This window comes from Enterobacter sp. E20 (assembly GCF_000801755.2).
In the GTDB taxonomy this organism is placed as follows: domain Bacteria; phylum Pseudomonadota; class Gammaproteobacteria; order Enterobacterales; family Enterobacteriaceae; genus Enterobacter; species Enterobacter asburiae_B.
This window is the reverse complement of the sequence record NZ_CP012999.1, coordinates 3655936-3680997: the sequence shown is the minus strand read 5'-3', so window position 1 is coordinate 3680997 and position 25062 is coordinate 3655936. Positions and strand designations below refer to the sequence as shown.

At 55.3% G+C, this 25062-nt stretch carries 15 protein-coding genes and 4 pseudogenes; 5 read left to right on the top strand and 14 right to left on the bottom strand.

Translation table 11 applies throughout. The features are described from left to right. Positions 1-59: 59 nt before the first annotated feature. Positions 60-10115 carry a BapA/Bap/LapF family large adhesin gene (locus NI40_RS17075; protein WP_039263439.1) on the bottom strand — a complete coding sequence of 3352 codons (10056 nt, stop codon included), beginning with the start codon at positions 10113-10115 and terminating at the stop codon, positions 60-62. Positions 10116-10876: 761 nt separating this feature from the next. On the opposite strand from NI40_RS17075, the gene NI40_RS17070 reads away from it, so the two are divergent. The 3 genes from NI40_RS17070 to NI40_RS17060 are packed head-to-tail and all read left to right on the top strand — an operon-like array spanning position 10877 to position 12730. Next, the gene (locus NI40_RS17070) at positions 10877-11404 is read left to right on the top strand and encodes a tetratricopeptide repeat protein (protein ID WP_033146334.1); all 528 of its coding nucleotides are present in this window, start codon (positions 10877-10879) and stop codon (positions 11402-11404) included. A 7-nt stretch (positions 11405-11411) separates the two neighbouring features. Continuing rightward, the gene (locus NI40_RS17065; RefSeq protein ID WP_080338169.1) at positions 11412-11942 is read left to right on the top strand and encodes an RNA polymerase sigma factor; all 531 of its coding nucleotides are present in this window, start codon (positions 11412-11414) and stop codon (positions 11940-11942) included. Beyond that, entirely contained in the window at positions 11939-12730 is a 792-nt protein-coding gene (locus NI40_RS17060) for an anti-sigma factor family protein (RefSeq protein ID WP_039263442.1), read from the top strand. The genes NI40_RS17065 and NI40_RS17060 overlap by 4 nt, the downstream gene beginning before the upstream one ends. Here NI40_RS17060 and NI40_RS17055 read toward each other — a convergent pair. From NI40_RS17055 to NI40_RS17030, 6 genes and pseudogenes are all read right to left on the bottom strand, one after another. Further along, positions 12722-13279, bottom strand: coding sequence for a YceI family protein (locus tag NI40_RS17055; RefSeq protein ID WP_039263443.1), 558 nt, complete (start codon positions 13277-13279; stop codon positions 12722-12724). The genes NI40_RS17060 and NI40_RS17055 overlap by 9 nt on opposite strands. Before the next feature lie 173 nt (positions 13280-13452). After that, entirely contained in the window at positions 13453-13809 is a 357-nt protein-coding gene (locus NI40_RS17050) for a hypothetical protein (RefSeq protein WP_029740047.1), read from the bottom strand. A gap of 563 nt (positions 13810-14372) precedes the next feature. Further along, on the bottom strand, positions 14373-15560 hold the full coding sequence (locus NI40_RS17045; protein WP_039263445.1) for a hypothetical protein: 1188 nt from the start codon (positions 15558-15560) through the stop codon (positions 14373-14375). A gap of 1 nt (position 15561) precedes the next feature. Next, positions 15562-16281 (bottom strand): annotated as a pseudogene (locus NI40_RS17040) (phage integrase); the annotation flags it as partial. Beyond that, positions 16274-16678: pseudogene (locus tag NI40_RS17035) on the bottom strand (P2 family phage major capsid protein); the annotation flags it as partial. The pseudogenes NI40_RS17035 and NI40_RS17040, both read right to left, overlap by 8 nt. Positions 16679-16739: 61 nt before the next feature. Further along, positions 16740-17537: a GPO family capsid scaffolding protein gene (locus tag NI40_RS17030; RefSeq protein WP_039263446.1), complete on the bottom strand. Its 798-nt coding sequence runs from the start codon at positions 17535-17537 to the stop codon at positions 16740-16742. 172 nt (positions 17538-17709) lie between these two features. Between NI40_RS17030 and NI40_RS17025 the strand changes: the two are divergent. Further along, positions 17710-19065, top strand: a pseudogene (locus tag NI40_RS17025) (terminase large subunit domain-containing protein); the annotation flags it as partial. Here NI40_RS17025 and NI40_RS23210 read toward each other — a convergent pair. Then, a pseudogene (locus NI40_RS23210) lies at positions 19063-19416 on the bottom strand (phage tail protein); the annotation flags it as partial. The pseudogenes NI40_RS17025 and NI40_RS23210 sit on opposite strands and share 3 nt — an antisense overlap. 291 nt (positions 19417-19707) lie before the next feature. Between NI40_RS23210 and NI40_RS17020 the strand changes: the two are divergent. Beyond that, complete coding sequence (locus NI40_RS17020) at positions 19708-20700, top strand: acyltransferase family protein (RefSeq protein WP_045143146.1); 993 nt, start codon at positions 19708-19710, stop codon at positions 20698-20700. A 56-nt stretch (positions 20701-20756) separates the two neighbouring features. Here NI40_RS17020 and NI40_RS17015 read toward each other — a convergent pair whose 3' ends face one another. The 6 genes from NI40_RS17015 to NI40_RS16990 are packed head-to-tail and all read right to left on the bottom strand — an operon-like array spanning position 20757 to position 24991. Further along, a complete protein-coding gene (locus NI40_RS17015) occupies positions 20757-21356 on the bottom strand; it encodes a tail fiber assembly protein (protein WP_039263447.1) in 600 nt (199 codons plus the stop codon). Beyond that, entirely contained in the window at positions 21356-22567 is a 1212-nt protein-coding gene (locus NI40_RS17010) for a phage tail protein (RefSeq protein ID WP_039263448.1), read from the bottom strand. Before NI40_RS17010 ends, NI40_RS17015 begins: the two co-directional genes overlap by 1 nt. Continuing rightward, positions 22564-23169: a phage tail protein I gene (locus NI40_RS17005; protein ID WP_039263449.1), complete on the bottom strand. Its 606-nt coding sequence runs from the start codon at positions 23167-23169 to the stop codon at positions 22564-22566. Before NI40_RS17005 ends, NI40_RS17010 begins: the two co-directional genes overlap by 4 nt. Further along, complete coding sequence (locus NI40_RS17000) at positions 23162-24070, bottom strand: baseplate assembly protein (RefSeq protein ID WP_039263450.1); 909 nt, start codon at positions 24068-24070, stop codon at positions 23162-23164. Before NI40_RS17000 ends, NI40_RS17005 begins: the two co-directional genes overlap by 8 nt. After that, entirely contained in the window at positions 24057-24416 is a 360-nt protein-coding gene (locus tag NI40_RS16995; RefSeq protein WP_029741006.1) for a GPW/gp25 family protein, read from the bottom strand. Before NI40_RS16995 ends, NI40_RS17000 begins: the two co-directional genes overlap by 14 nt. Then, positions 24413-24991: a phage baseplate assembly protein V gene (locus tag NI40_RS16990; protein WP_014884896.1), complete on the bottom strand. Its 579-nt coding sequence runs from the start codon at positions 24989-24991 to the stop codon at positions 24413-24415. The genes NI40_RS16995 and NI40_RS16990 overlap by 4 nt, the downstream gene beginning before the upstream one ends. Positions 24992-25062 lie beyond the last annotated feature (71 nt).

Below are 25062 nucleotides of genomic sequence, written 5' to 3'. Positions count from 1 at the left end.
TATGTCTTTATTATTTATGCCCGGGCGCTGTGCGCCCGGGTCATCTCTTGCAGGTGCTATCAGGTAATGATGTGTTGCTGGTTAACAAGCTCGTCGTAGGTGGTCTGAACGCCATCAAGCGTAACGAGCGTGGTATTAGTGTAGGTGCCTCCCGCACCGTCACGGTCGATGGAGATCACGGTATTGCCATTACTATTAGTGACATGGAGATAATTCCCCAGCGTCGCGGCGCTACCGTTCCAGCCCACCAGCAGATCGCCGATGTCGATTTTGTCCCCCTGCGCCAGCGAAAAGCCGGTCCAGTGATCCCCCGCGGTGCTGCTGACGTTACCTGCCGTAGCATTCCCCACCGTACTGTTCAGCACCTGGTAAATCAGCGTATCGCCGTAGGCCGTACCGGTGATGGCGTCGTTATGTTCCGAACTGATGAACTGCGGCGCCATATTGATGGTCAGCGTGGCGCTGTCCGTTCTCCCGGTAGCGTCGGTCAGGGTGTAGTTGAAGGTCTCCTTCGACGTCATGGATGAGAGCGATACCCCGCTGTTGAGGGTATAGGTGTAATGGCCGTCAGCGCCGATCGCCAGGACGCCGTAATGGCCGATGATGTTCACCGTTGCGCTGCCGGTATACGGATCCAGCGTGGTGGTCACGCCGTTGTACCCGGTCACGCTAAGACGGGTATCCACCGAGTGGAGCTGATCCAGCACGCCGCCAGAATCGGTACCGTCAAAGATATTGCCGTTGACGGTGTGGCTGCCGGTGACGTCGAAATCACTCAGCGAGTAGGTGGTGCCGTTCACGCTTGGCGTAATGGTAATGTTCCCCACGCTCAGCCCCGGTACGCTACCGGTAAAGTTCAGCGTATAGGTCCCGGCGTTCAGATCCAGCCCGGTGAGCGGGATGTCGATACTGCCGCCCAGCAGTGAGCCGCCGCTGAAGGAGCCGCTGCGTATCACGCCCGAGCCGTCGCTGATGGACCAGTTTACCGTCAGCCCGCCCAGCGCCAGCAGCGAGGCCACGTTAAAGTGGAGCGACACGTTGTGCAGCGCGGTGTTCGCGTCGACCACGAAGGTTCCGCTGCCGGAGCCCTGGGTTGACGAGAGCAGGGCCGTCGTCCAGCTGGCGGTGCCCACGGTCGTATCCGAGTATGCCGACGTGTGGTGCACCGAGGTGAGGTCCATCGTGGCGCTGACATCGTTCACCGCATCCATCGCCCGGGGGGTTGGGGTGATGTTGAGCGATGCCGTATCCTTCGAGCCGTCAGGCGCGGTAACGGTGTAGACGAAGGTATCCGGCGTGCTGATATGGTCCGCCCCCACGCCGCTTCTCAGGGTGTAGGTGTACTGTCCGGACGAATTGATGGTCAGCGTGCCGTATTCCCCCTGAATGGTGGTGGTTCCACTGCTGTTGACCGCCACGCCGTTCACTTCGGTGACCAACGTGCCTGGAGGAACTGGGTCATTCGTCAGCACGTCGCCCGTGGTGGTTTCGCTGATACTCGCCACGCTGTAGACATGATCCTGCAGGACGCTCAGCGTGTAGCCCGTCAGGACGGCGATCCCCGATGCGGTATTGAGTAAGAACAGGTACTCCCCGGCCGGCAGATTCAGCGTAAGCTGGGATGACGAGCCCCCCAACAGCGGAGCGCGCAGCCAGCCCGACTCGACGCGAACCTGCTCGAAGGTCTGGGTGGCGTTGTTGAACTTATAGACGTACAGATCGAATACCGACGCCAGCGCCACGCCGCCCACGGAGGCCTGGATGGTCATGGTGCGGGTCGTGCCTTCCTCCACGTTGTAGATAATCGGGTTGGTCATGTCGTCCAGCAGGTTAAGCCCCAGCGTGCTGCCGAGATTAATGCCCACCAGGGTAAAACCGTTCTGAGACGAGGCGCCGTTATTAATCTCGCTCACGGTGGTATCAAAGGTCAGCGAGGCCGTATCGTCCACCGCCACAATGCCGTTGATTACCGTACCGGCACCCAGAGACAACACCAGCTGCGCCGACGCGCTGACGCCGTTATGGGTGATGGTGTAGGTGAAGTTCTCCGTCCGGCCAACGACCGCGGCGCTGGTGTCGGTCAGGTTGTAGGTGTAGCTGCCGTCGCGGTTGATGGTCAGCGTACCGTATTTGCCCTGGATCACCGTGCCGTCGGCGTTCACGCTGGTGGTGACGCCCTGGGCGTTAGTGACTGCGGAAACGGTGGTTCCGGCCGGCGCGTTGTCGCTGCCGGCTGTCGGGTCCGTATCGAGGATCACGTTGCCGTTGAGGCTGGTATCGCCCGTGACCGTACCCGGACCGGTCTCTTTCACCGCCACGTCGAGGCTGGTGTAGGAGCCGGTTGCCAGCAGGTTGGTGTTGTAGCTGAGCACGCGATAGTTGCCGTCGGCCAGCCCGGTCAGGTTCAGCGATACGCCGGTTGCACCGAGGGTCAGGAGATCGGCAAACTGCGGTTGGCCGGTATCCACCACGGTGGTCCAGGCGCCGTTGACGTAATGCTGAACCACCAGCTCAAGGGTGTTGAGCAGAGAGAGCACCGCACCCGTGGCGTTGGCGTTCACCACGATATCCGCGCTGCCGCCGCTGCCCACCGTGAAGTTGACCTGAGCCGTATCATTGCCCAGCAGCGTCAGGACGTTGCCGACGGCGCCGACCAGCAGGAAGCCGTAATCGCTGTACTGGCTGTTGGTCACGGTTGCCGTGGTGCTGAGGTTCAGCTCTTCGACGTTATTGCTGGCGGAGAGCGGCACCACCGGCGCAAGGGCGGAGCCCGGCAGCGAGGTGTTGCCCGCGGCGTCGGTGGCGGTGATCTGCAGCGTCTGGCCTTCGGTCTGTTTGTTAATGAAGGTGTAGGTGTAGGTGCCGTTGCTGCCCGCAATGGCGGTCACCGTCGAGCCGTCCGCAAGGCGGATCGCGACGGTGCTGCCTGCTTCCGCAGTCCCGGTCAGGACGCTACCGTCGGCGTTGAAGGTCCCGGTCGGCGCCGTTGGAGCGGTCGTATCGACGATAATCGTCGTCACGGCTGACGCCACGCTGGTGTTGCCCGCCGCATCGGTGGCCGTGGCGGTGAAGTTATGCGTGCCTTGCGCCAGCGTGGTGGTTTGCGGCAGGGTCCAGTTGCCGCTGCCGTCGGCGGTCACCGTGCCCACCAGCGTAATGCCATCGTAGATCCGCACCGTGGCATTCGCTTCGGCGGTTCCGCTCAGCGTTGGGCGCGTGTCGTTGGTCGGATTCGTACCGGTCACCGGGCCGGTGACGCTGCCGACGTCATCAATCACTGAAATGATGGTCGGTGCGCCCGGCGCGAGGGTATCGACGTTAATCACGTACCCGGCGGTCGGCGCGCTGGCATTGCCCACCGCATCGGTGGCGGTAAAGGTCAAATTGTGCGGACCGTTGCCCAGCGCCGGGGATGGCGTAAAGCTCCACGCCCCGCCGGTCGCCGTCACGCTGCCGATTTGTACGCCGTTATCGAAGATTTTCACCGTCGACCCGGCTTCCGCCGTACCGCTGAGGGTTGGCTGCGCGTCGTTGGTGAACCCGCCGTTCGCCACCGGCGTCGCCGCATTGCCCACGTCATCCAGAATGCTGGTCAGCACCGGCAGCGCAGGCGGCGTGGTGTCGACGGTGAGGCTAAAGCTGGTGGACGACACGCTGGTGTTGCCTGCCGCATCCGTCGCCTGCGCGGTGAAGCTGTGCGCGCCCGCGGTCAGCGTGGTGTTGAGCAAGATACTCCAGCTTCCGTTGCCATCCGCGGTGCCCGTTCCGACAAGGGTAGTTCCCTCATAGATCTTCACGGTGGCAAACGGTTCGCTGGTTCCGACAAGGCGCGGTACCGTATCGTCGGTTGTTTGTCCGGACGTAAGCGGGCCGGTGATGGTGCCCACGTCGTCTATCGCCTGGCTGATAACCGGCGCGTTCGGTGCGGTGGTATCCACAATCAGGGTAAAGTCCGGCGAGTTCAGGCTGACGTTGCCCGCTGCATCGGTGACCGTGGCGGTCCAGGTATGGCTGCCGTTGGTCAGCGGCGTTGACGGCGTAAAGCTCCATGCGCCAGTACCGTCCGCCTGAACGGTGCCGACCGGCTGCCCGTTCTCATACACGGTGACCGTGGCGTTGGCGGTCGCGGTGCCGTTTAGCGTCGGCGTGGTGTCGTCGGTGCTCTGCCCGGAAGAGAGCGGAGTTTGAATGCTGCCCGCGTTGTCACCCGCGGTCGAAATGACCGGCGCCGACGGCACGCCCGTATCCACCGTCAGGTTAAACGGTGTCGTCGTGCTGCCGGTATTGCCAGCCACGTCGGTGGCGTTGAAGGTGATGGCGTGTGGACCTTCGCCCAGATCGGTACCCGGGGTGAAGGTCCAGCTGCCCTGGGCATTCACCACCGCAGTGCCAATTTCGTTGCCATCAACGATCACGTGCACGGTAGAACCCACCTCGCCCGTACCGTTGAAGGTTGGACGCGCGTCGTTGGTGCTGTTACCCGACGTGAGCGTCCCGGTGATCGGACCGACATCGTCAATCACGCTGGTCACCACCGGTACGCCGGGGGCTGCGGTATCAACGGTAAAGGCAAAGACCGACGAGTTCGCCGAGGCATTGCCTGCCGCATCCGTTGCATACGCGCGCAGGGAGTAGCTGCCGTCGCCCAGCGGCGCGGTCGGCGTAAAGGACCAGTTCCCGCTGCCGTCAACGATCGTCGTGCCAATCTGCGTGCCGTTATTCATGATGTGAATCGTGCTGCCCGCCTGCCCGGTGCCGCTGATGGTCGGGGTGCTGTCGTTGGTCACCTGGCCGCTGGTGAGGTTACCCTGGACGCCGCCAGGGACGTTGTCGCTCACATTATCCAGCGTCGGAACCGTCGGTGCCGTCAGGTCAACCACCACGCTCCAGGGAGCTGAGACCGCGCTGACGTTGCCCAGCGGATCGGTCGCCCGGACGGTGAAGCTGTGCGAGCCTTCGCCGATCGCGGTGTCAGGAGTAAACGTCCACGCGCCGGTGCCGTCAGCCGTTACCACGGCAATCTGGGTACCGCCGTCGAAAATGGTCACCACGCTGTTTGCGTCCGCTGTCCCCGAAAGGGTTGGCGTGGCATCGTTCGTCTCGGTGCCGCTGACCACCGTGGTGGCAGCGTTACCGACGTTATCCGTGACGTTGGTGATGACCGGCGTGGCGGAAACGGAGTCCACCACGACGGTGAAGCCCGCCGAAGGACCGCTCTGATTCCCCGCCGGATCGGTCTCGCGGATGGTCAGGATATGGTTGCCTTCAGTCAGGACGGGCGTGGTGTAGCTCCAGGTGCCCGTATTGCCGACCTCCGCGGTCCCCAGCAGCACGCCGTTGTTGTAGATGGAGATGGTATCGCCCACCGCGCCGGTGCCGGTGAGGGTCGGCTGGTTGTCGTTGGTGGTCTGGCCGCTGGTCAGCGGTCCGGTGCCCGGACCGACGTCGTCAATCACCGCGCCGATAGCTGGCGTGCCCGGTGCGGTGAGGTCGACGGTGACGCTGGCCGCCGGAGAGCGGCCGCTGGTCTGGCCGTTGAGGGTCGCCGTCACCTCAAAGGTGTGCAGCCCTTCGCCAAGCGCGGCTGGCGTATAGCTCCAGTTGCCGCTGCCGTCGGCGGTCACCGTCGTCAGTGGCGTCGCGCTACCGTCCTGATAGATGGTTATCAGGCTGCCCGCTTCGGCCGTACCGGTAAGCGTTGGCGTGGTGTCATTAGTGGTTTTGCCTTTCACATCGCCAGTGATCGGATCCGCGTCATCGACGATCGCCGTGATGACGGGCACCTGCGGCAGGTCGAGCGGTGAATCGACGACGACAAAAGGCACGCCCGCGCTGGCATTCCCTGCGGCATCCGTAGCGGTCACGGTCAGCGTGGTCGGATCCAGCTGCGCCGGGCTCAGCGCAATGGAGAAGTTGCCGTCGCTGCCGACAACGCCGGTACCAATGACCGTGGAACCGTTTGTCACGGTAATGATGCTTCCCACTTCACCGGTACCGGTCAGCGGTGTTCCTTCATCAGCCAGCAGCATGTTGCCCGGATCTGCCGGGGCGACGGTGTCTACCGTCACGCTCAGCGGTGCTGAATCACCGGAGGAGTTACCCGCTGGATCGCTGGAAGAGACGGTGAAGGTATGCGGGCCATCCGGCAGCGTCGTGTCGGCAGTCCAGTTCCAGGTGCCGCCCGGCTGGACCGTCACCAGCACCGTAGATGGCGTGCCGTCTACGGAAACGATAACGGTGGTACCGGGTTCACCGGTCCCGGTAAGGGTTGGCGTGCCGTCCTTCGTGTAGAGCACGTTATTAGACAGCTGGCTGTCAGCTACGGCGCTAATGACGGGGATCTCAGGCGCAATGGTATCGAGGGTAACGGTAAAGACCGAACTCGGCGCGCTGAGGTTGCCCGCTGCGTCCACGCCCGCCACGGTAATGTTGAGCGGACCGTCCGTTTGCGTTGGAAGCGTCAGGTTCCATTCCCCGTTAGCCACCACGACACGGCCCACTTCGACGCCGTTGTTGTAGACGATCACCGTCTCACCGTTAACGCCGGTTCCGCCCACTGTCGGTGTGGTATCCGTGATGTAGCCACCGTTCGGCTCACCGCCCACTGCACTAATCACCGGCGTATCCGGCGCCAGCGTATCCACGACGATCGTAATCGCTGGCGACGGATCAGAGACGTTGCCCGCTTCATCGGTGGCGGTGGCGGTATAGGCGTGGCTGCCCTCGGCAATGTCGCTGCCAGGGCGCCAGCTCCAGTTGCCGCTGCTGTCTACCGTGACGGTGCCCACGACGGTCGATATGCCGTTGACGGTGTCAGTGATGTTGATGACGTCGTTCGGCGTGCCGGTGCCGCTCAGGACCGGGCGCGGATCGTTGGTGGTTCCGCCATCGGGTACGGGGCCGGTGATCTGGGTGACGCTGTCGGTGACGGTCGGTGCCGCAGGCGTAGCCGGCGCTTCGGTATCAATGGTGATGGTTACCGGCTGCGACGGGGCGCTTTCGTTGCCCGTGCCGTCCACGTTGGTGACGGTCAGGGTGATGTCATAGGTACCGCCGGACAGTGGGGGTGATGGCGTCCACGACCAGCTGCCGGTACTGTCCACGACAGCGTCGCCGATTTTGGCGCCGTTGTTGTAGATCGTCACGGTATCGCCCGCCGTGCCGGTACCGCTCAGGGTTGGCGTGGTGTCGCGGGTGGTTTCGCCCGGGTTCAGCGTTGTTGTTGTTCCGTCAGGATTGACGGTGATGGCCGGGACGTCCGGCGTGGCAGGCGCGACGGTATCCACCGTCAATACAAACGGGCTGGAGATGGTGGTATTGCCTGCGGCATCCGTGGCGTGAACCGTCAGCGAATGCGGGCCGTCGGTGAGCGGGGTAACGGGCGTAAAGCTCCAGCCCCCGCTGCCGTCGAGGGTGGCGGTGCCGAGCAGGGTGGCGCCGTCATAGACGGTGATCGCCGCATCAGCCGGGGCGATGCCCTGCAGCAGCGGTGTGGTGTCATCCGTGGTATCGCCGCTGATGAGCGTGCCCTGAACGCCGCCGACGTCATCGGTCACGGTGGCGATGGTTGCCGCCGCTGGTGGCGTGGTATCGACGGTCAGGGTAAAGCCGCCTGACGGCAGGCTGGTGTTACCCGCCGCATCGGTGGCGACAACGGTAAAGGTATGAGGCCCGCTGCCAAGAGGCGTGGTGAGGGTATAGGTCCACGTGCCGTTGTCGTCGACCAGGACCGTGAAAAGATCGGTGCCATCCAGGCGGATGGTGACGCTTGAGCCAGGTTCAGCCGTACCGTTGAGCGTCGGCGTGGTGTCGTTGGTGCTGTCGTTGGGGTTGAGCGCGCCGAGGCGTTCCGGCACATCATCCAGCACCTGGGTAATGACCGGGGCGGCAGGCGCGACGCTGTCAATCGTCAGAGTCCAGGTGTTGGAGACGCCGCTGGTGTTACCTGCCGCATCGGTCGCGACGGCGGTCAGGGCGTGCGGGCCCTCGGCGATAGGCGAGGAAGGCGTAAAGATCCATACGCCAAGACCATTGGCGACGGTCGTACCAATAGCAACACCGTCCACGCGCACGGTGACCGTCGCGTTTGCTTCGGCGGTACCGCTGAGCGTCGGGGTGGCGTCGTTAGTGGTCTCATAAATGTCGAGCGAGCCGGTGCGACCGGGAACATCGTCCACAACTTGTGAAATCACCGGGGCGCCGGGTGCCGTGCCGTCGACGTTAATTGTCCACGGGTCTGATAACCCGCTCGGGTTACCGGCGGGATCCGTCGCCTTCGCGGTCAGCACCCAGGTGCCATCGGTCAGCGGTGCGGGCGGCGTAAAGCTCCACAGGCCGGAGGAGGGAACAACCGTCGTACCGAGGACATCGCTGCCGTTATAAATCGTGATGGTCGAGCCCGCTTCGCCCGTCCCGTTCACGGTCGGGGCCCGGTCGTTGGTGAGGCCGTTCTGGCCCACGGGGCCGGTGGTGGCCTGCACGTCATCCATCACCGACACGATAATTGGCGTCTGCGGTGGGGTAATATCCGGTGACGCCGCGGAGGTTGCGGGCCCCGTGTTGCCCGCCGCGTCGGTGGCGTCAGCGGTCAGGATTTCGCCGTTGAGCTTCGGCGGGGTCAGCGTCAGGCTAAAGTTCCCTTCGCTGTCGGCAACAACAGTGCCAAGGGTGACATTACCTTCACGGATGGTCACCGTGCTGCCAGCTTCCGCGATGCCGCTGATGGTGCCGCCATCATTCGACACCACGAGATTACCCGGGGCAGACGGCGGCGTGGTGTCCACGGTGAAGATGACGGGCTCTGAGGTCGCGCTCAGGTTTCCGGCGGCATCGGTTTCAGTGACGGTTATGGAGTGTGTCCCGTCCGGGAGCGGGCCGTTCGGCGTGACGCTCCAGGTGCCGTTGGGCAATACCGTCGTTGTGCCAACCACCACGCCGTTATCGTAGATGGTGATGGTTCCGCCGGGCTCGCCGGTTCCCGCGAGGATCGGCAGTGAAGCATCGGTTGGCGCGACAGACGTGATGGTTCCCTTGATAAGGCCCGTATCGTCGGTCAGCACAATCGCGCTCGGCGCGTCCGGCGGAGTAAGATCCACCGTCAGGGTAAACACCGGCGAGGCTGGCCCGGTGTTGCCGGCGGCGTCGGTTGCCCGCACGGTAATCTGGTGAGTGCTTTCGCTCAGGTCAACCGACGGGGTAAAGGTCCAGGTGCCGTTGCTGGCGACGACCGCCGTACCAATGGCGACTCCGCCGTCATAAATCGTCACGGTCGAGCCCGCCTCGCCGGTGCCGGTAAGCTGCGGACGCTGATCGTTGGTGCTGCCGCCGTTGCTGACTGCCCCCGTCTGCGGGGCAATATCGTCCGTTACGCTGGTGATTGCTGGCGCATCGGGCGCGGTGGTGTCCGGCGCGTTGAGCGTTGTGCCCGGGCTGGTATTCCCGGCGTTATCCGTGGCGGTGGCGGTCACCTGCTCGCCGTTAGTCAACGGTGTGCCGAGAGAGACGGTAAAGCTGCCGTCGCTGCCCGTTTTTCCTGTGCCAATGACGTTGCCGTTCGCGTCTTTCAGCGTGATGGTACTGCCGGGTTCTGCGGTACCGGTGACGGTTTTGCCATCTGAAGAGAACTTAAGGCCGGAAGGCGCGTTCGGCGCTGTCGTATCCGCATTGGCCGAATTGTTACTGCCGCCACTATCACCGCCGCCGGTGCTTGCCGCCGCCGCGATGCCGCCCGCTGCGGCAATGCCGCCCAGTGCCCATGGCCAGATGGCGGCACCACCGGCGTCGCTCCCGGAGGCCGCAAGCAGCACGTCCGTAGACGCGATGGATTCGTACGTGGCGGCTCCGGTCGGATCTTCAATCCACCATAATGCGCCGTTGCTGTCCTGCAGTACCAGCTGGCTCACGCCCTGCGCGTCCGTGACGTAGAAGTTTTTAAGGGTGATCACCTCGCCGGAGTGCAGCGTAACCAGCAGATCGTTACCGTTTCGCGCGAAGTGGGAGACGCTCGCTTGCTCGACATTAAGCTCAACGATAGAGGAATGGCTCAGGGTAACCTGTGTGCCTTCCGTGGTCGTTTCCACGCCAGTAAGTTTCGATATAACAGAGATTTGGCTCATTTAGGCATTACTCCAGCAGATGTGTCATGAACGGCGAGCAAGACGAGCCATCTCTGCAGAAGGTAAAGGGCGCCCCCGGCGCAGTCGCTGTTATTACGCAGCACTGACCGTTGTTTTTAGCGCGCACGATGCCCGCCAGAATTCAGAGTGGCAACATCAGAGCGAATCTAATGACTTATAAAAGTGAACAATTTTTATGGGTGTTTTGTATCGTGTAAAACCCTGTAATTAATAGAGGAATTATTTTTTAGAATATAAAAATGATATAGACAGAAAACGAAGGTTGTGCAAATTAAGCTTTCGTAAATAAGTGCCAAAACAATGAAGAGGGCATTAATGTATTGGGGTGGTTAATAATTTACTTGGCTCAACCTTTTGTTTTATATCATTTTAGTTTTAACCTGTGACGTTGATTCTGAATATGATTTACGCAGTATGATAATTGGTAGGGGACATTTTTAATATAATATAAAACGTTATTGTTTAAGTGCGCTTAATATGCATTTAAGTTAGGGTAACGTTTTTGATATAAGATATATTATGTCACTCACACAATAAAATATATTCTTATGCAGGCTTAAAACTCTGCTATCACGCGAAAATAATAGCGTTAAGTAAAGGGTAAAATAACCTGATTTATTTCCATTGGTGCTTCGACGTCAGCATGATTTTGCGACAGCAAAAAATTCACGGGGAGAATGAATAAAAATCGTCAGTCGGGCGTTTACTGACGTCACTTCCTTCTTACCCTGGAGCTTTATATGAACACGATCTCGTTTCGTTTGATCCCGGTGCTGATTTTTTCCCTGCTGTCCCCCTTGGCGCTGGCAATGGGCAATAATAGTACCGAGAGCAAAACGCCCGATTGTCCTTCCGGACAGGTGTATGACAGCGCCACCCAGAAATGCGTGCCGGACAAAAGCAGCAGCCTCAGCGACCAGGACAAAACCAACTATGCGTACCATCTCGCGAAGAAAGGCGAGTACCAGGCGGCGCTGAACCTGCTTGATTCGCTGAAAAATGGCAATACGGCTGAAGCGTGGAACTATCGCGGGTTCGCCACGCGCAAGCTTGGCCGCACGGACGAAGGGATTGGTTACTACCAGCGCGCGCTGGCTATCGCACCGGATTATGCCAAAGCCCGGGAATACCTCGGTGAAGCGTGGATGGTAAAAGGACGTCCTGACCTCGCGAAAGAACAGCTGAAGGTGATTGCCGGTATTTGTGGCCAGTCCTGCGAGGAGTACCGTGACCTGCAGGCCGCCATCAACGGGCATCCGGAATCCTGATTTTCTCGTGGAGGGAAAACACATCGCTACCAGTGAGGTTCGTCAACAGTTAGCCGCACACCTGCCGCGCCTCTGGCGCTATGGGCTGGTGCTGTCGCGAAACAGGGATATCGCCGAAGAGCTGGTTCAGTCCACCTGCGTGCGTGCGCTTGAAAGGAGCAGCCAGTATACGCCGGGCACGCGCATCGACAGGTGGCTGTTCGCGATACTTCACTCCATCTGGATCTCTGAGCTTCGGGCCCGATACGTGCGTCAGGGGCAGGGATTTGTGGCCAGCGACGAGCTTCTGGCGCCGGATACCCGCGAACAGGATGAGACGCGTCTGCATTATCTGAAGGTGATGCAGCGCGTTAACGCGCTGCCTGAAGCCCAGCGCAACGCGGTATTTTTGGTTTATGTCGAAGGCTTTACCTACCACGAGGCGGCGGTCACGCTGGCGGTGCCTGTCGGTACCGTGATGAGTCGGCTGGCGACGGCGCGGGCTCGGCTTGCCAGGTCCGCTGACGCATTGCCTCCGGCAAAGGAGAAACGCTCTTGAACTCGCACCGTTTTGCACCGCCCTATAACGACGACGCTATCGTGGCATGGATAGATGGCGAGATGTGCCGCGTCGACGCGCAGCAATTTGAAGAACAGTTGAAAAGTGACGAACGCCTCTCCGGGCGAACCAACGAACTGATGAAAAGCAGCCAGGATTTCGCCGGGGCGTTTGCCCCCCTGCTGGATGAGGCACCTCTGGAGACAATGCAGGCGCGTCTGGAGGCCCTTCCCGATCCACAATCCTCCACGCCGGCTGGCGTCAGCAGGCGGGCGCTGATCGCCGCGTCGGTCAGTTTTTTGATGGTCGGATCCGGGCTGGGCTACCTGCTGCGGCCCGCTTCCGCGCCAGCGGATGAGAACGCCCATATTCGCGACCTCGAAGCGCAATATATGTCCCTGTACAGCGTTGAGACGCTGCTGGATATGGACAGCGCAACGCCGGTCCTGCAGCGCGGGCTGGAACGAGCCGCGCAGGACATCGGCATCAAGCTGCACATGTCGCAGCTTGTCCTGCAGGGGGCAGAGCTGAAAATGGTGCGAATGCTGCGCTATGAAACCACCTCGATCGCGCAGATTGCCTGGATCAACGCCGACTACGGCCCGATGGCGCTCTGTGTCTCTCCTGTAGATGAGAAGACTATGGCCTCTCTGCGCCAGGAGCAGCGGCACGGCATGAACTTGGCGTGGTGGCAGGAGGCGGGCTACCAGTTCGTCCTGATTGGCCGCAACCCGCCGTCTCACCTGCGGGGAAACGCGGAGCAGCTACAGCGCCTCATCTCAGGATGACGGCACGTCGTTCGTCTGAATGGCAATAGCGATGGCAATACGATCGTCCACGACCAGCGCAAACTTATCCATCCCGTAGGCCGCGCGCGAGATCGCCGTCGTGGCATCCAGCGTGAGGGCCTGCGCTTGCGGGTCTTTCACGACAGCCTCCAGGATCACCGGGCGGGCGATGTTTCGTACGGTCAGCGTGCCGAACACCCTGAACCGCCCGTCGCCCTGGGCGACCACGCGAGAGCTGATGAACTCGATCGTCGGGTAGCGCTCGGATTCAAAAAACATATCGCTTTTCAGCTGCCAGGTGAGCAGCTTGTTTGAGGCTACGAGAGTCGCTACGGGAATAGTGACGTGAATATGGTCGTCGACGTCGTTTTCCGGGTTGAGCGTCACGGCGCCCGTCACGCCGCTGAACGTCGCCCAGGAGAGGATGCCGCCGAAGGCATGCCACGACAGCCGAATGGCGGTGTTATTGGCGTCAATTATGTAGCTCTTCGGGGCAGCCGTCGCCCACGGACAAATCAAAACAAGCACTATCACCAGGCGTCGAAGCATCTCAGGATCTCTTTAGGGGGGCAGGGAGTAAACGCGTCACCCCCGGGATCTATTCGGCTTTGTTGACGTTATTTCAACCGGAGCGCGATAACCGGGCCTGGTGACAAGTGTAGCCTTGAGAACGCAGAGCTGCGGGGAATAAAAAAGGCCGCTTGCGCGGCCTTTCGAAGGGGTTACTCAGTGACTTTCTTTTCCAGCTCGCTGGCACCTTCTTTGGTTTTGTTCCAGCCTTTCTCAGCGCCTTCTTTGGTGGCATCCCACCCTTTCTCGGTGCCTTGTTTAGTTTTATGCCAGGCTTTCTGGGAATCTTCGCTGACCTTGCTGCCCAGGCTTTCGCTTTTACCCTCCGCAGCATGCTTCTGTTTCAGCTTCAGCTCTTCACCTTTGTTCTGCTCTTCGTGCAGTTTTTGCTTCGCCTCGTTGGCGTTTGCGTTCGCCGCAGCGACGGTATCGTCAGTTGCATGTGTGGTCGCAGCAAATACTGGGGAAGCCAGCAGAACGGCAGATAATGCGATAATTGTTTTTTTCATAATATCCTCATTTAACGTTATCGGTTATGAGCGTGATTCAGCATGGCACAGGCGAAACGGGATGGCTTTAGGAAAAAACTGTAATGAGATCAATGTGCCCTGCTGAGGGATATTTCGCCTGAGGATTATCCAAAGGATAAAAAGCCTATTTCAGCAAGGGCGGCGAGGGTCAGGAGAATGAAGATAATAACGGTTATGGGTCTGTACATGGTGGGGTTCCTTCCGGGTTGAGCGGCTATTCCGTAGCGCTTGGTGGTGTGGGTAATTTTGCACAGGAGAAGGGGGAAGGGGGATGATGTCTGTCAAAGGGATGGAAGGAACTGTGAGAATGGGGCACAAAAAAGCCCGCAGGGCTTTCAGGACTTCATCAGTCGACTCTGGTGATCGCCGATGGAGAATTTTGGGGCTGGCGGGAGTTGAACCCGCGTCCGAAATTTCTACATAGTATTTCAACTACAATAATAACAATGCTTTACGTTTTAAAACAGTATGTTAGTCTTGCGTCGTGTTTGTCAGTTTTAGGCGTTTTTAATGTACTGCCGCCAAAATGTCGCCACCTATCGTCATGCTGTTGCATCGATTTTGTCATAATCGAATATTTTATCTAGACACACTTCCAGCTTGTAAAAATCAGTAAGCGGATAAAGTTTCACAAGATCTTCGTCAATATCAGTAATTCCAAATCGTTTCTCCCTGAATTTGAGATGCTCCATCGCTTCAAGTTGAGCATCAGTTTTGCTACCGTCAATTTGATAGTCTAATGTTTTTAACACTTGCCAAGAAACTGGAGGCGTAAAATCAAACAAAGAAGATAGTTTGGGACTATAATCGTTTTCTGATGTTTGCTTGTAAGTGGATTTTGGGGGGAATACTACATTTATAGAGAGTCGTGAGTCTTTTGTTTTTTTCATTCTTGTTGAGAAATATGAGATTCCGACAATTGAAGATTGAATTCGTTGACTAATCCATTGCATTAATAAATTTGGGATTATATATTCCTGCGTAAAATGAGAGGTGGAGTTTTTCTTTATGAAACTACATGCGATAATTAATGGCCATAGTAGAAGATATGAGCCTTTTTTTTGTGTTAGTGAAGTGGGTGATTCGTCATATTCATATACTTCGTTCAGTAAACTAGGTGCAAAATTTAGTACTCTTGATTTTTCATCTTCCGTTGTAAATGAAGATATATAAAGTTTGTCAAAGTCTGGTTTATTCATTTCTTGCCAGCAAACATATAGTGAAGTTCCAAGGTATAAACAAGGAAGACCCGCGATAGAATATCTTTGTGCACTAACTAGATGCCGTTTTGAAAAAGGAATATGAAAGATCTCATTCCTTTTATCTAATGGTATGTCTGATTTTCTTACACGGTACAATGGTTGTTTTTCATTACATATCGATTTTAGTGGTATTGATATATACTGAATGTGTGAATTTACTTTTTCATTCTTCAGTGTTTCATCAAACTGCTCATAAGCCGATTTCACATCGCCAGATAAAAAATGCTTCAAACATTTTTCAATATCATCTTTTAGCGAATTGATTCGCTCCAAAGCTATATCTATGCGAAATTTTGTATTGTTGCTGGCGGCGTACTTTTTAATCATTTCAATGTATTTATTACAACGATCATTGAAATCGTGAACTATATCTTTCTTTAATTCGAATGGTGGGTTCAAATAATCATCAGAGAATAGTTTTTCCAATAATTCAGTTATTGTTTCGTTATTTGTCTTTTGTGCAGTCATTTTATATACCTAAAGTAGTTAAAGGGTTTTTAGCTACGGCATCTTCGAGATGCTCTGGAGAAAAATGAGCGTAAATCATAGTCATCTTAATATCGGCGTGCCCCAAAATTTCTTTAAGAATTAATATGTTTCCACCATTCATCATGAAATGGCTAGCAAACGTGTGACGCAAAACGTGGGTACATTGCCCCTCTGGCAGATCGATACCAGCCCGCTTTACTGCACGCTCAAAGGCTTTTCTGCATGGTGTGAATAGCTTCCCTCTGTTTTTGGGGAGTTCGTCATACAGCTCCTGAGATATCGGTACAGTTCGGTTTTTCTTGCCTTTAGTTTTGGTATAGGTGATCCGGTATTTTGATAACTGATGGCCTTGAAGATTTTCGGCTTCACTCCACCGCGCGCCGGTAGCCAGGCATACCTTTGCGATCATCAATAGGCTAGGGCTTTGAGAATCAGCGCAGGCATCAAGCAGGCGTTTAATTTCGTCCGAGGCCAGGAACGCCAATTCACCCTCTGCGATTTTGAATGTTGGAAGCCCAGCTAGTGGGTTAGGGGCTGACCAGTGGCCCAGCTTTTTCAGAGTGCCAAAAACTGATGATAAGTTACGCTGTTCAAGGTTTACCGTGCGTGGTTTTACTGGCGACATTAGCGCGCCTTCTTCGTTACGTACCTCACCTTTCAACCGTGCTTCACGATATTTCGTAAAGTCACCGGCGGTTAGTGAAAGCCTGAACCAGGTTGTAAAACTCGTTTTCGTCTTTGCCAGCATTAGCCCAGACGGAAAGCAAATCCCAGCGCAACGCCGCACAGCTGTCCGTTTCAACCAGCGAATAATCATTACCGTCAACGCCTACCTGACGGACAAAACGGCCGTTCTCACTACGCCCGGTGTGAAGAACAGATGAACCAACAGAGATCACCTGGCCACTCAGCTGGTCAACGTCCAGGCATGTGAGCATGTCCAGGAACTCTACCGACTCCAGCAGCGCCAGACGCAGCGCATTTTCCTGCGGGTCATTCAGGGAAAAATAGCGACTGGTATCACGTGCGCCGAACTGCTGCGCCATTCCAGCCGTATATTTATCCAGTAAATCCCGCCCACGGTTATTAAGGTGCATAAAACTCCCTCGCCTTTACGCGATTATTTAACTTGTTTTTACTTTTTTGCTTTTATGCAAATTACAGGAAATTGAATTTACCTGGTTTGGACGGCACCTGACGCTGGTTGCGTTGACCGCCTTTATTGCCCAAATCATTGAAGCGGGTAACAATCTCTTTTGCATTGTCACGAATAGCGGCAAATTCTTCCGTGTCCACTACTTCAGAAATAGTGTCAACATCGTCCTGCACGGAATTAAGCTGAGTTTCAATTGCCCCCACACGCGCTTCCAGATCGTTTACCGCACTGGCCAGTGCCTGTAATTTATCATCATCCGCTGGCGGGTTATCCTGCGGGTCTTGCTCTTCAAACTTTGGTTTCAAGCCAAAATATTTTTGCCAGCCTTTCATATTTCCTTCCTGTGTAATTTTACCGTTTCGGGAAATCACACAACTGTAATATCCCTGTTTGTTTAATTTGCGCCGACTAAAGCGCAGCCGTGTAGTTCCTACACTTGCCGGGTTGTCAGTAACAGCCAGCCCCTTCAGATATGTACGATCCCCTCCGCGCCAGTTCAGCTCCGGCTCTACAGAGAAATAAAGCAACTGGCCTTCGTCGTTTGCATAAATCAGGCGCTTATTCGGGCACAGGCTGACATACAGCCGCGCCAGCCCGTCATCACCGTCTTGCCACATCGCTTCCAGCACTTCTCCAAAGTTTCCGGCGTAGCGCTCGTGTTCTGGCCATAGTAAGGCTGCGTAATGGTTTGGGTCATAGGTTTCCCCCATGTCGATAATCCATTGCCGTTCCAGCACACGTCCATCAACCGTATCGCCTTCAGTAGCAACACACAGCCAGCCAGTTTTTAAATGCGACACATATTTCCCCCTCTGTCGATTAACTGTTTCCCTTGCTGTGGATTTGATTATTGCTAATTAAACACATCCCTGCATTACGCTTTATTCTGAACAGTTCGGTTATAAGCCATTACCGAACAGCCCCGAATTAACCCCGCCGTTTTTTCATCAGCACCACGGCATAATTAAATCTATGGCTAAATACTCAGACGAATTAAAAGGCGTTGTCCGCGCTCTTTACCTGCGCCGCTACACGCCAAAAGAAATTGCATCAGAATTAAATCTGCCGAATGCGCGGATCGTTTACTACTGGGCGGAAAAATATAAATGGGCTGACCTGCTCAGTTTCGAAAGCACAGAGGAGGCAATTGAACGCCGTTACCAGCTGTTAGCCGGGCGTGACAATAAAACGGATCTGGATTTAAAAGAAATGGATTTGCTTATTGCGCACGCCACAAAGCTGCGTGCCCAGAGCAATAAGCATAAAGAAAAGCTGGCCAGCAGCCAGGGGGAACGGCAAGCAGCTGCACGAGGGGAAAGCGAGGACGAACCCCGCAGCAAACGCATGTACAAGAAAAACGATATTTCGTCACTGACTCAGGATGATTTTGACACCTGGGCGGATGAGCATCTTTTCGAATATCAGAAACACCTGCGCCGCAACATCGGCCAGCTGGTCAGGAACATCCTGAAAAGCCGCCAGATCGGTGCAACCTGGTACTTTGCGTTTGAGGCGTTCGAAAATGCGGTAATGACGGGCGATCCACAAATCTTCCTGTCCGCGTCTAAAGCCCAGGCGGAAGTGTTCCGGTCTTACATCGTCAACATTGCGGAGCAGTATTTTGGTATCACGCTGACCGGGAACCCGATCCGCTTAAGCAACGGCGCAGAGCTGCGATTCCTGTCTACCAACAAAAACACCGCCCAGTCATACAGTGGCCATCTTTACTGTGATGAATATTTCTGGGTTCCCAACTTCGCAAAACTGAACGAGGTGGCCAGCGCGATGGCCACCCATGACAAATGGCGTACCACCTACTTTTCCACGCCATCGGCCAAAACACACCAGGCGTACCCGTTCTGGACGGGTGAAGAGTGGAAACAGGGCAGCAAGAAACGCGCGGCCATTAAATTTCCGCTGTTTGATGAAATGCGGAACGGCGGCCGGCTCTGCCCGGATGGCCAGTGGCGCTACATCATCACGATGGAGGATGCCATTGCGGGCGGCTTCAACCTGGCCAACATCGAGAAGCTGCGAAACCGCTACAACACCGCCACATTCGACATGCTTTATATGTGCGTGTTCGTGGACAGCAAAGATTCCGTTTTCAGCTTTTCCGACCTGGAAGCGTGCGGCGTGGAGGTGGACACCTGGCAGGATCATAACCCGGATGCAAAACGGCCGTTTGGAGACAGGCCAGTCTGGGGCGGCTTTGACCCGGCACGAAGCGGCGATTTGTCGTGTTTCGTGATTGTCGCCCCGCCGATGTTCGCCGTTGAAAAATTCCGCGTGCTGAAGGTGATTTACTGGAAGGGCATGAACTTCCGCTAACAGCGCTTTCATGCCCGTTTTTTTACCGTCAGCTGTCACGCCGCCGATAATGTTGGAGGTTGTCTCCGCTTCTGTTTCACCCTGCGCAACACGCACAACGACGGTCACTGGTTTAGCCTGGTCGGCAATTGCATCCAGCGAACGGGCAAGCGTGCCGGACTCCCCTGCTTTACCGCTGGCCGTCAGCACGTCGGTAAGCAGGACCGGCTTATTGAGAGGGAACACGGACGCATCTGCATCATCGCCGGTACAGACCATACCGACAATTGCCGTGCTTACTGTTGAAATAGTGCGGGTGCCATCGTTGATCTCAACGACGCGCACACCGTGATGATAATCCTGAGCCATACGGCGAACCCTCCGGTGTTTAGGTTTCGCCCTATGGTGAAGTGAATAGGCCGCGCAGACAGCTACGCGGCATTGTTCCCTAAATCACACAATACGCCCGCGAGTATATGAAGTTTGTCAGTCGGCAGAAGATGAGCTTCCAGCTCTTGTACGGACAAAAAGGATATAATTGATATGCACGCCTTTTCAGCTTCGCTGATACTCGCCCTTGCTCCTTAATCAAGCATTAGTAGCAACTAATTGAGTAATAATGATATGTTATAGTCTGGATGGTTTTTTTGGTAATTGAATATGCTCCTTACCTCTCAAGATAGACAATCGATTGATACCATTAAGGGTATGTTGATTTTTTTAGTTGTTTTTGGTCATATGCTGGAGTCAAATTTAAACAACGAATATTTCAAGTATATATATAGCTTTATATATACTTTTCACATGCCTCTGTTTGCATTTATTTCCGGTTTTTTATCGAAGGGCAGCAAGGATATAAATATTGAAAAGTTAATCAATGGTGTAATTCTCCCTTTGGTAATATTCAATGTACTTTATGAAGTTGTAAACCTCTTAAAAAATGGAAACTTCTCTGGATATTTTTATCTTGCAGCACCATATTGGTTAATGTGGTATTTGCTTAGCTTATTATTCTGGAAAATAATTTCCCCATTTATTTTATCAACTCAGCACCCTCTTATCATTGCGATTGCAATCTCTTTGCTTTTCCAATATTTAAACTTCAATGGTTTATCATTTTCTGCGATGCGCACATTTACTTTCCTACCTTTCTATATCATGGGCTGTTTAGCATTCAAGCATTCACTGCATATTAAAAAACCATCCACGCGCATTACGTTCATTACTCTTATAAGCGCCTTCGCATGCCTTGCATTCGTTGCCAAAAACGCCCCAATTCCTTTTTTGTATGGCTCTAGTGGTTTTAATTCCTTAGAACTTAACAATTATCACTTTTTAGGCTACAGGCTCTTGAGCTATTTAGGTGTTGCTTCATTGATAGCATCGATATTTTATCTACATCCATCACTATCATTTTTATCACGCCTTGGCGGGTATAGTTTATCTATATATCTAGTGCATGGATTGTTCATCAGAGAGCTTTCTGCATTCTTACTAAACAACACCCCGCAAAGTATATTATTAGCAACACAAATACTAGCATGTTGCATAGTCTGTTACATGCTTTCATTGAGAGCAATCAATGGACTGTTAACAACCATTTTTGATAAAGCAGTTTCACTAATTTGCAAGGGTGAGAATCTAGCAAAATGAACATTAAAAACCCGGTAATTTGTTCTACTTCCAACTTACCGGGTTTGATTTTCTTTTTAATCTTGAGGCTTCTCAGGCCAGTCTATATCTGGTACGACAGTTGGGTCTACCGCCTGCAACTCTTTAATGTAGTTTAGCCATTTTATCAAGTTGACTTTATCTTGATCGCTTATAATTCCTAGCTGTAATTCAGTCTGCCAAATGCTTATCTCTGCCCTGGCTTCATTCAATAAGGCAGCTTTCTGCTGTTCTGCGGCTAACACCTCTGACGAATGCTTCGCAGCGCTATCCGTGAGCCATTCACTACCATTCCATTTATCAAATGGAGTAAAAGGTGGCAGCGTAGTGGTCCCTCTTGGGTAATCGCCTGGCGCCGTAATTACCAAAGCCTCACCTGTTTCGATACTGTAAACAGTTTCACCGCGATGATCAGCAAGATACTCCCATCCAGAAAAGTCCTTAGTTCGACAAATTGCAAAGCCTTCTTTATTTTCGAAAGGCAGATCAATGCATGAGTTAGCCGGAATACCAACCCCAACAGCCAAATACTCGACCGCAGAAGAAATATATTCTCGCGTCTCGCCATCGTAGTTATATACCGTAACATTACCTGCCGAACTGGCAACTTTATCTTTGTTCAAAATAGCCTGAGCCATTACGCAGCCCTCACAATGTAATTGAATGCAACGTTACGGGGTCTGGTTTCAGTTGATGATCGGGCAACCAGAGATGTGTCGAATAATAAATCTACCCCTTGGTAATTTGGATCCTGTGCGGTTGTATTTCCATACGTTGTTACCCCTCGCTTAAATACACCAGTAACAATAGAAGTGCTGTTATTTATAAAGCCTGTCGCAGCTCCATTGCTTGCAGTACCTGTCATTTTCTGTAGAGCATCAAGCTGAGCTGATAGCATTCCCCTGCCAACATCTACCCCACGCCCATCATCCCAACCACGTATAAACTCACCGCGCAAATCTGGCAATTTAAGGGCAGGATAGGCAAGCGCAAGCGTAGGATATAGATCAGCAATAAACGTAGCGCCATTGCATTTGAGCCACCCCGCTGGAGGTGTAGCAGAAGGCCATGGAATGGGTATACCGACAGGCAATGCAGAACCTTCCCCTAAACCGAGGTATTCGAGAATGGCCGCAATAGATTTTCCTGACAAGGCTGTCAGTGTGTCATCCAGAGGCTGCTTGTTCGCTAGGGCATTAGCCATAGTGGCCTGCACAAAAGCAGTATTGGCAAGCTGAGTGGAATTGTTACCAGCTGCCGCCGTCGGGGCTTTTGGGGTTCCGGTGAACGTCGGGCTGGCTTTAAGTGCATATTGTGAATGCGGATCAGCTGCCGCAAGATGTGCCGCCATCAGCTCATCCACATACACCTTAAGCTCCAGTACCTTATTATCCACGTATTTACGGGTAGCGAGCACCACGGAAGGATCAATTTTCAGCGTAATGTTATCGGTGCTGTTGGTAATTAACACCATGCGCACTGTCTGCGTGCGGCCGCTGCCCTCTGCCAGCTGCGGCTTGTAGCTCTCCGGGCAGTTTCCGACAGCAATCAGCGCCCCGGTTTCATCAAACAGCCCAACTTCACGAATCCACCAACCGCCCTCTGTTTCGGGTATCACCTGCTCAGCGATCACCTGGCTGCTGTTCTGCGGATCGATATACAGCATATTCAGAGCTGCACGGCGTTTTTCACCGACCAGCTTTGTCTGTTGTGCGTTTGGCGTTGGCAGCACGCCGCCGCCATCACCCACCGCCATCTGTGTAATTTTCAGCGGAACACCGAGCGCGGCGGCATTTGCCAGTTTCGCCGCGCCGATATCCGTCAGCAGGGTATAAAATTTTGCGCTCATGGATTCACTCTCATTGTGTCAATAACATGGACGGCGCCGCCCTCGTAGGCAGAACCACCGGAAATGATGGTTTCGTTGATATACGGGTAAATCGTGATTTCTTCGCCGCTATAAGTGGCAGCCCCCACAAAACATGGCCCGCTCGTCTGCAGATTTATGGACATGCCTATCAAATGCCGACTGCAGGGTTTGGCGTCACCAATCAGGCGCTCCAGCTCCAGATAGGTTTCCTCTGTTATGCCCTGGTCCTGCACCCCAATATCCAGGCGAAACGTGCCCGGCGCCTCACCGGTCTGCCACCATTCAATGATGCGGATCAGAAAGCCGAACGGCTCCACCACACGCCGCACAGCGCTGGTTGTGCCCTTGTGCTGATGGATATAGAACGCATCCTGCACCACGCGGCGCTTCACGCTCTCCGCCCATCCTTCGTCCCAGCGATCAACCGAAAAGGCCCACGCCAGATACGGCAGAAACTTGACCGGGCATGTTGCCGGGTTCCATAAATCCCGCAGTGGCACCTGCAGATCGGAAATGCCGCTGCAGGTCTGAGCAAGACGGCGCTCAAGCGGCGATGAACCCGGAGGAAGCAGACTATTCATCCGTTCCCCCGTTTGTTACGCTCCATTCCGTACATGAAGCGGCTTGTGTCTTATCCAGCACCACATCAGCGAGCGGCGAGGCCAGCTCAACACGCTGCACACCCTCAACGTGCAGCGCGGCATAAATAGCACTGCGGCGAATATCGCGCCCCAGCCTCGTCTGGCTGGCGATATATTTCTGCAGGCTGGCCTTTGCCGCCTCCATCACCGGCTCAGCTTCTGGCCCCGGGTAAAGAAAGATCGTTGCATCCACGCTGTACGGAATAATTTCAGCGCTGCGCACCGTCAGACGGTCAGCAACCGGCCTCACGTTCTCACTGTTAAGCGCCTGTTCAACCACCGCCAGCAGGTCCGCCGCTGCCGTTCCGTCGCCCTCACGGCTCAGTACGGTAAGCACCACCTCCGCCGGTGCCGGGCTGGTTGCGCTGGCGTCAGCGACTCGCCCGTCCGTGCTTTTAGCGTGAAACTCATAAGCCGCCGTTGGTCCCGCAACGGACAGCCCCTCAAATGCAGCTGGAACACGCAGGCGCAGCGCCTCGTCACTTTCCATTACCGCTGCGACCGGCGGCACCGCGTCGTTATCGGCAGGTGTAACCGTCAGCCGCTTCACGTTGTAGTTGGCCGCCATCTGATCGAGATCGCCGCCCATGGCATAAGCCACCATGACCGCCTGCGCCGCCTCGTTGATACGCTGGCGCAGCAGGATTTCCCGGTACGTGTTTTCCTGCAGTTGTTTGGTGATGGGTTCAGATTCCAGCTCAAGCGTGCGCCGCACCGCGTCCTGTTCATCTGCCGGATACAGAGCCACAAAGGCGGCCTTACGCTCAGCCAGCAGGGATTCAAAATCTGGCACGTCAACGATTTGCGGCGCGGGGAGCTGGGAAAGGTCAATGACTGCCATTGTCTGCTCCTGTTGATACCGAAAGAGAAACAGGCGCGCCGTTATTGCGCTTCCCGGTTAGCTCAACCACCATGGAGCCGTCAAAGCTGCTGTTGATGGTGATGGAATCCAGCGTAAGCCGAGGCTCCCAGCGACTCAGCGATACGTAAACAGCCGCCATAATCTGCAGGCGCAGCGCCGGGTTCTGGGGCTGGTCAATCAATGCTGACAGCAGGGAACCATATTCCCGGCGGGCTATACGGCTTCCCTGGGGAGTCAGCAGAATATCCCTGACCGACTGCCGCAAATGATCCGCATCAGAAATGGCTTTGCCATTGTCCTGATTCATACCGATATACAGCGTCATACAGGACCTCCAGATGTATCTCCGCCGGACTTAACGCCGGTATGACCGTGTTTATCGACTACGATCCCGTTAGAACTCATGGCACCGCCGCCCTGGGTGACGCCACCATTGATCACCACCTCGCTGTTTATGCGCGTGTTGCTTGCTTCCACCACAAACTCCCCCGTTTTCAGGGTTATGTTATCTGCCGCCTCGATCACCATGGATTTGATGCCTCGGACGTGCCAGCGCCCGGTGGCGGGTTCATACTCAAACCAGCCGCCGTCCGGGTATTCCGTTACGCATCCGTCCACGGAGTCCGACGGCGGCGCGAACTGGTTTGAATAGATCGCAGGTAAGGCAAAAGCGGTTTCCAGATTGCCGCCCATACTCAGGACCACCACCTGCTCATCCGGTGACGGACACCACCATGTACGGGCACCGCCTGCGCGCAGGGTCAGCCAGTTAATCCAGTTGGTTTCAAGCTCGCCTACCTTCACCCGGCACAGCCAGTTTTCCCGGTCCACTTCGGTCACGGTGCCGGTGCGGATCAGGTTGGTGATAAGGCGCATGATTTCTGTGAGTTGTGCATTCATCTCACAATCATCAAGCCAAAAAATGAGTTTCAAAACTCTTTAGTTTTGTGCCAGTTATGATACAAAGAGAC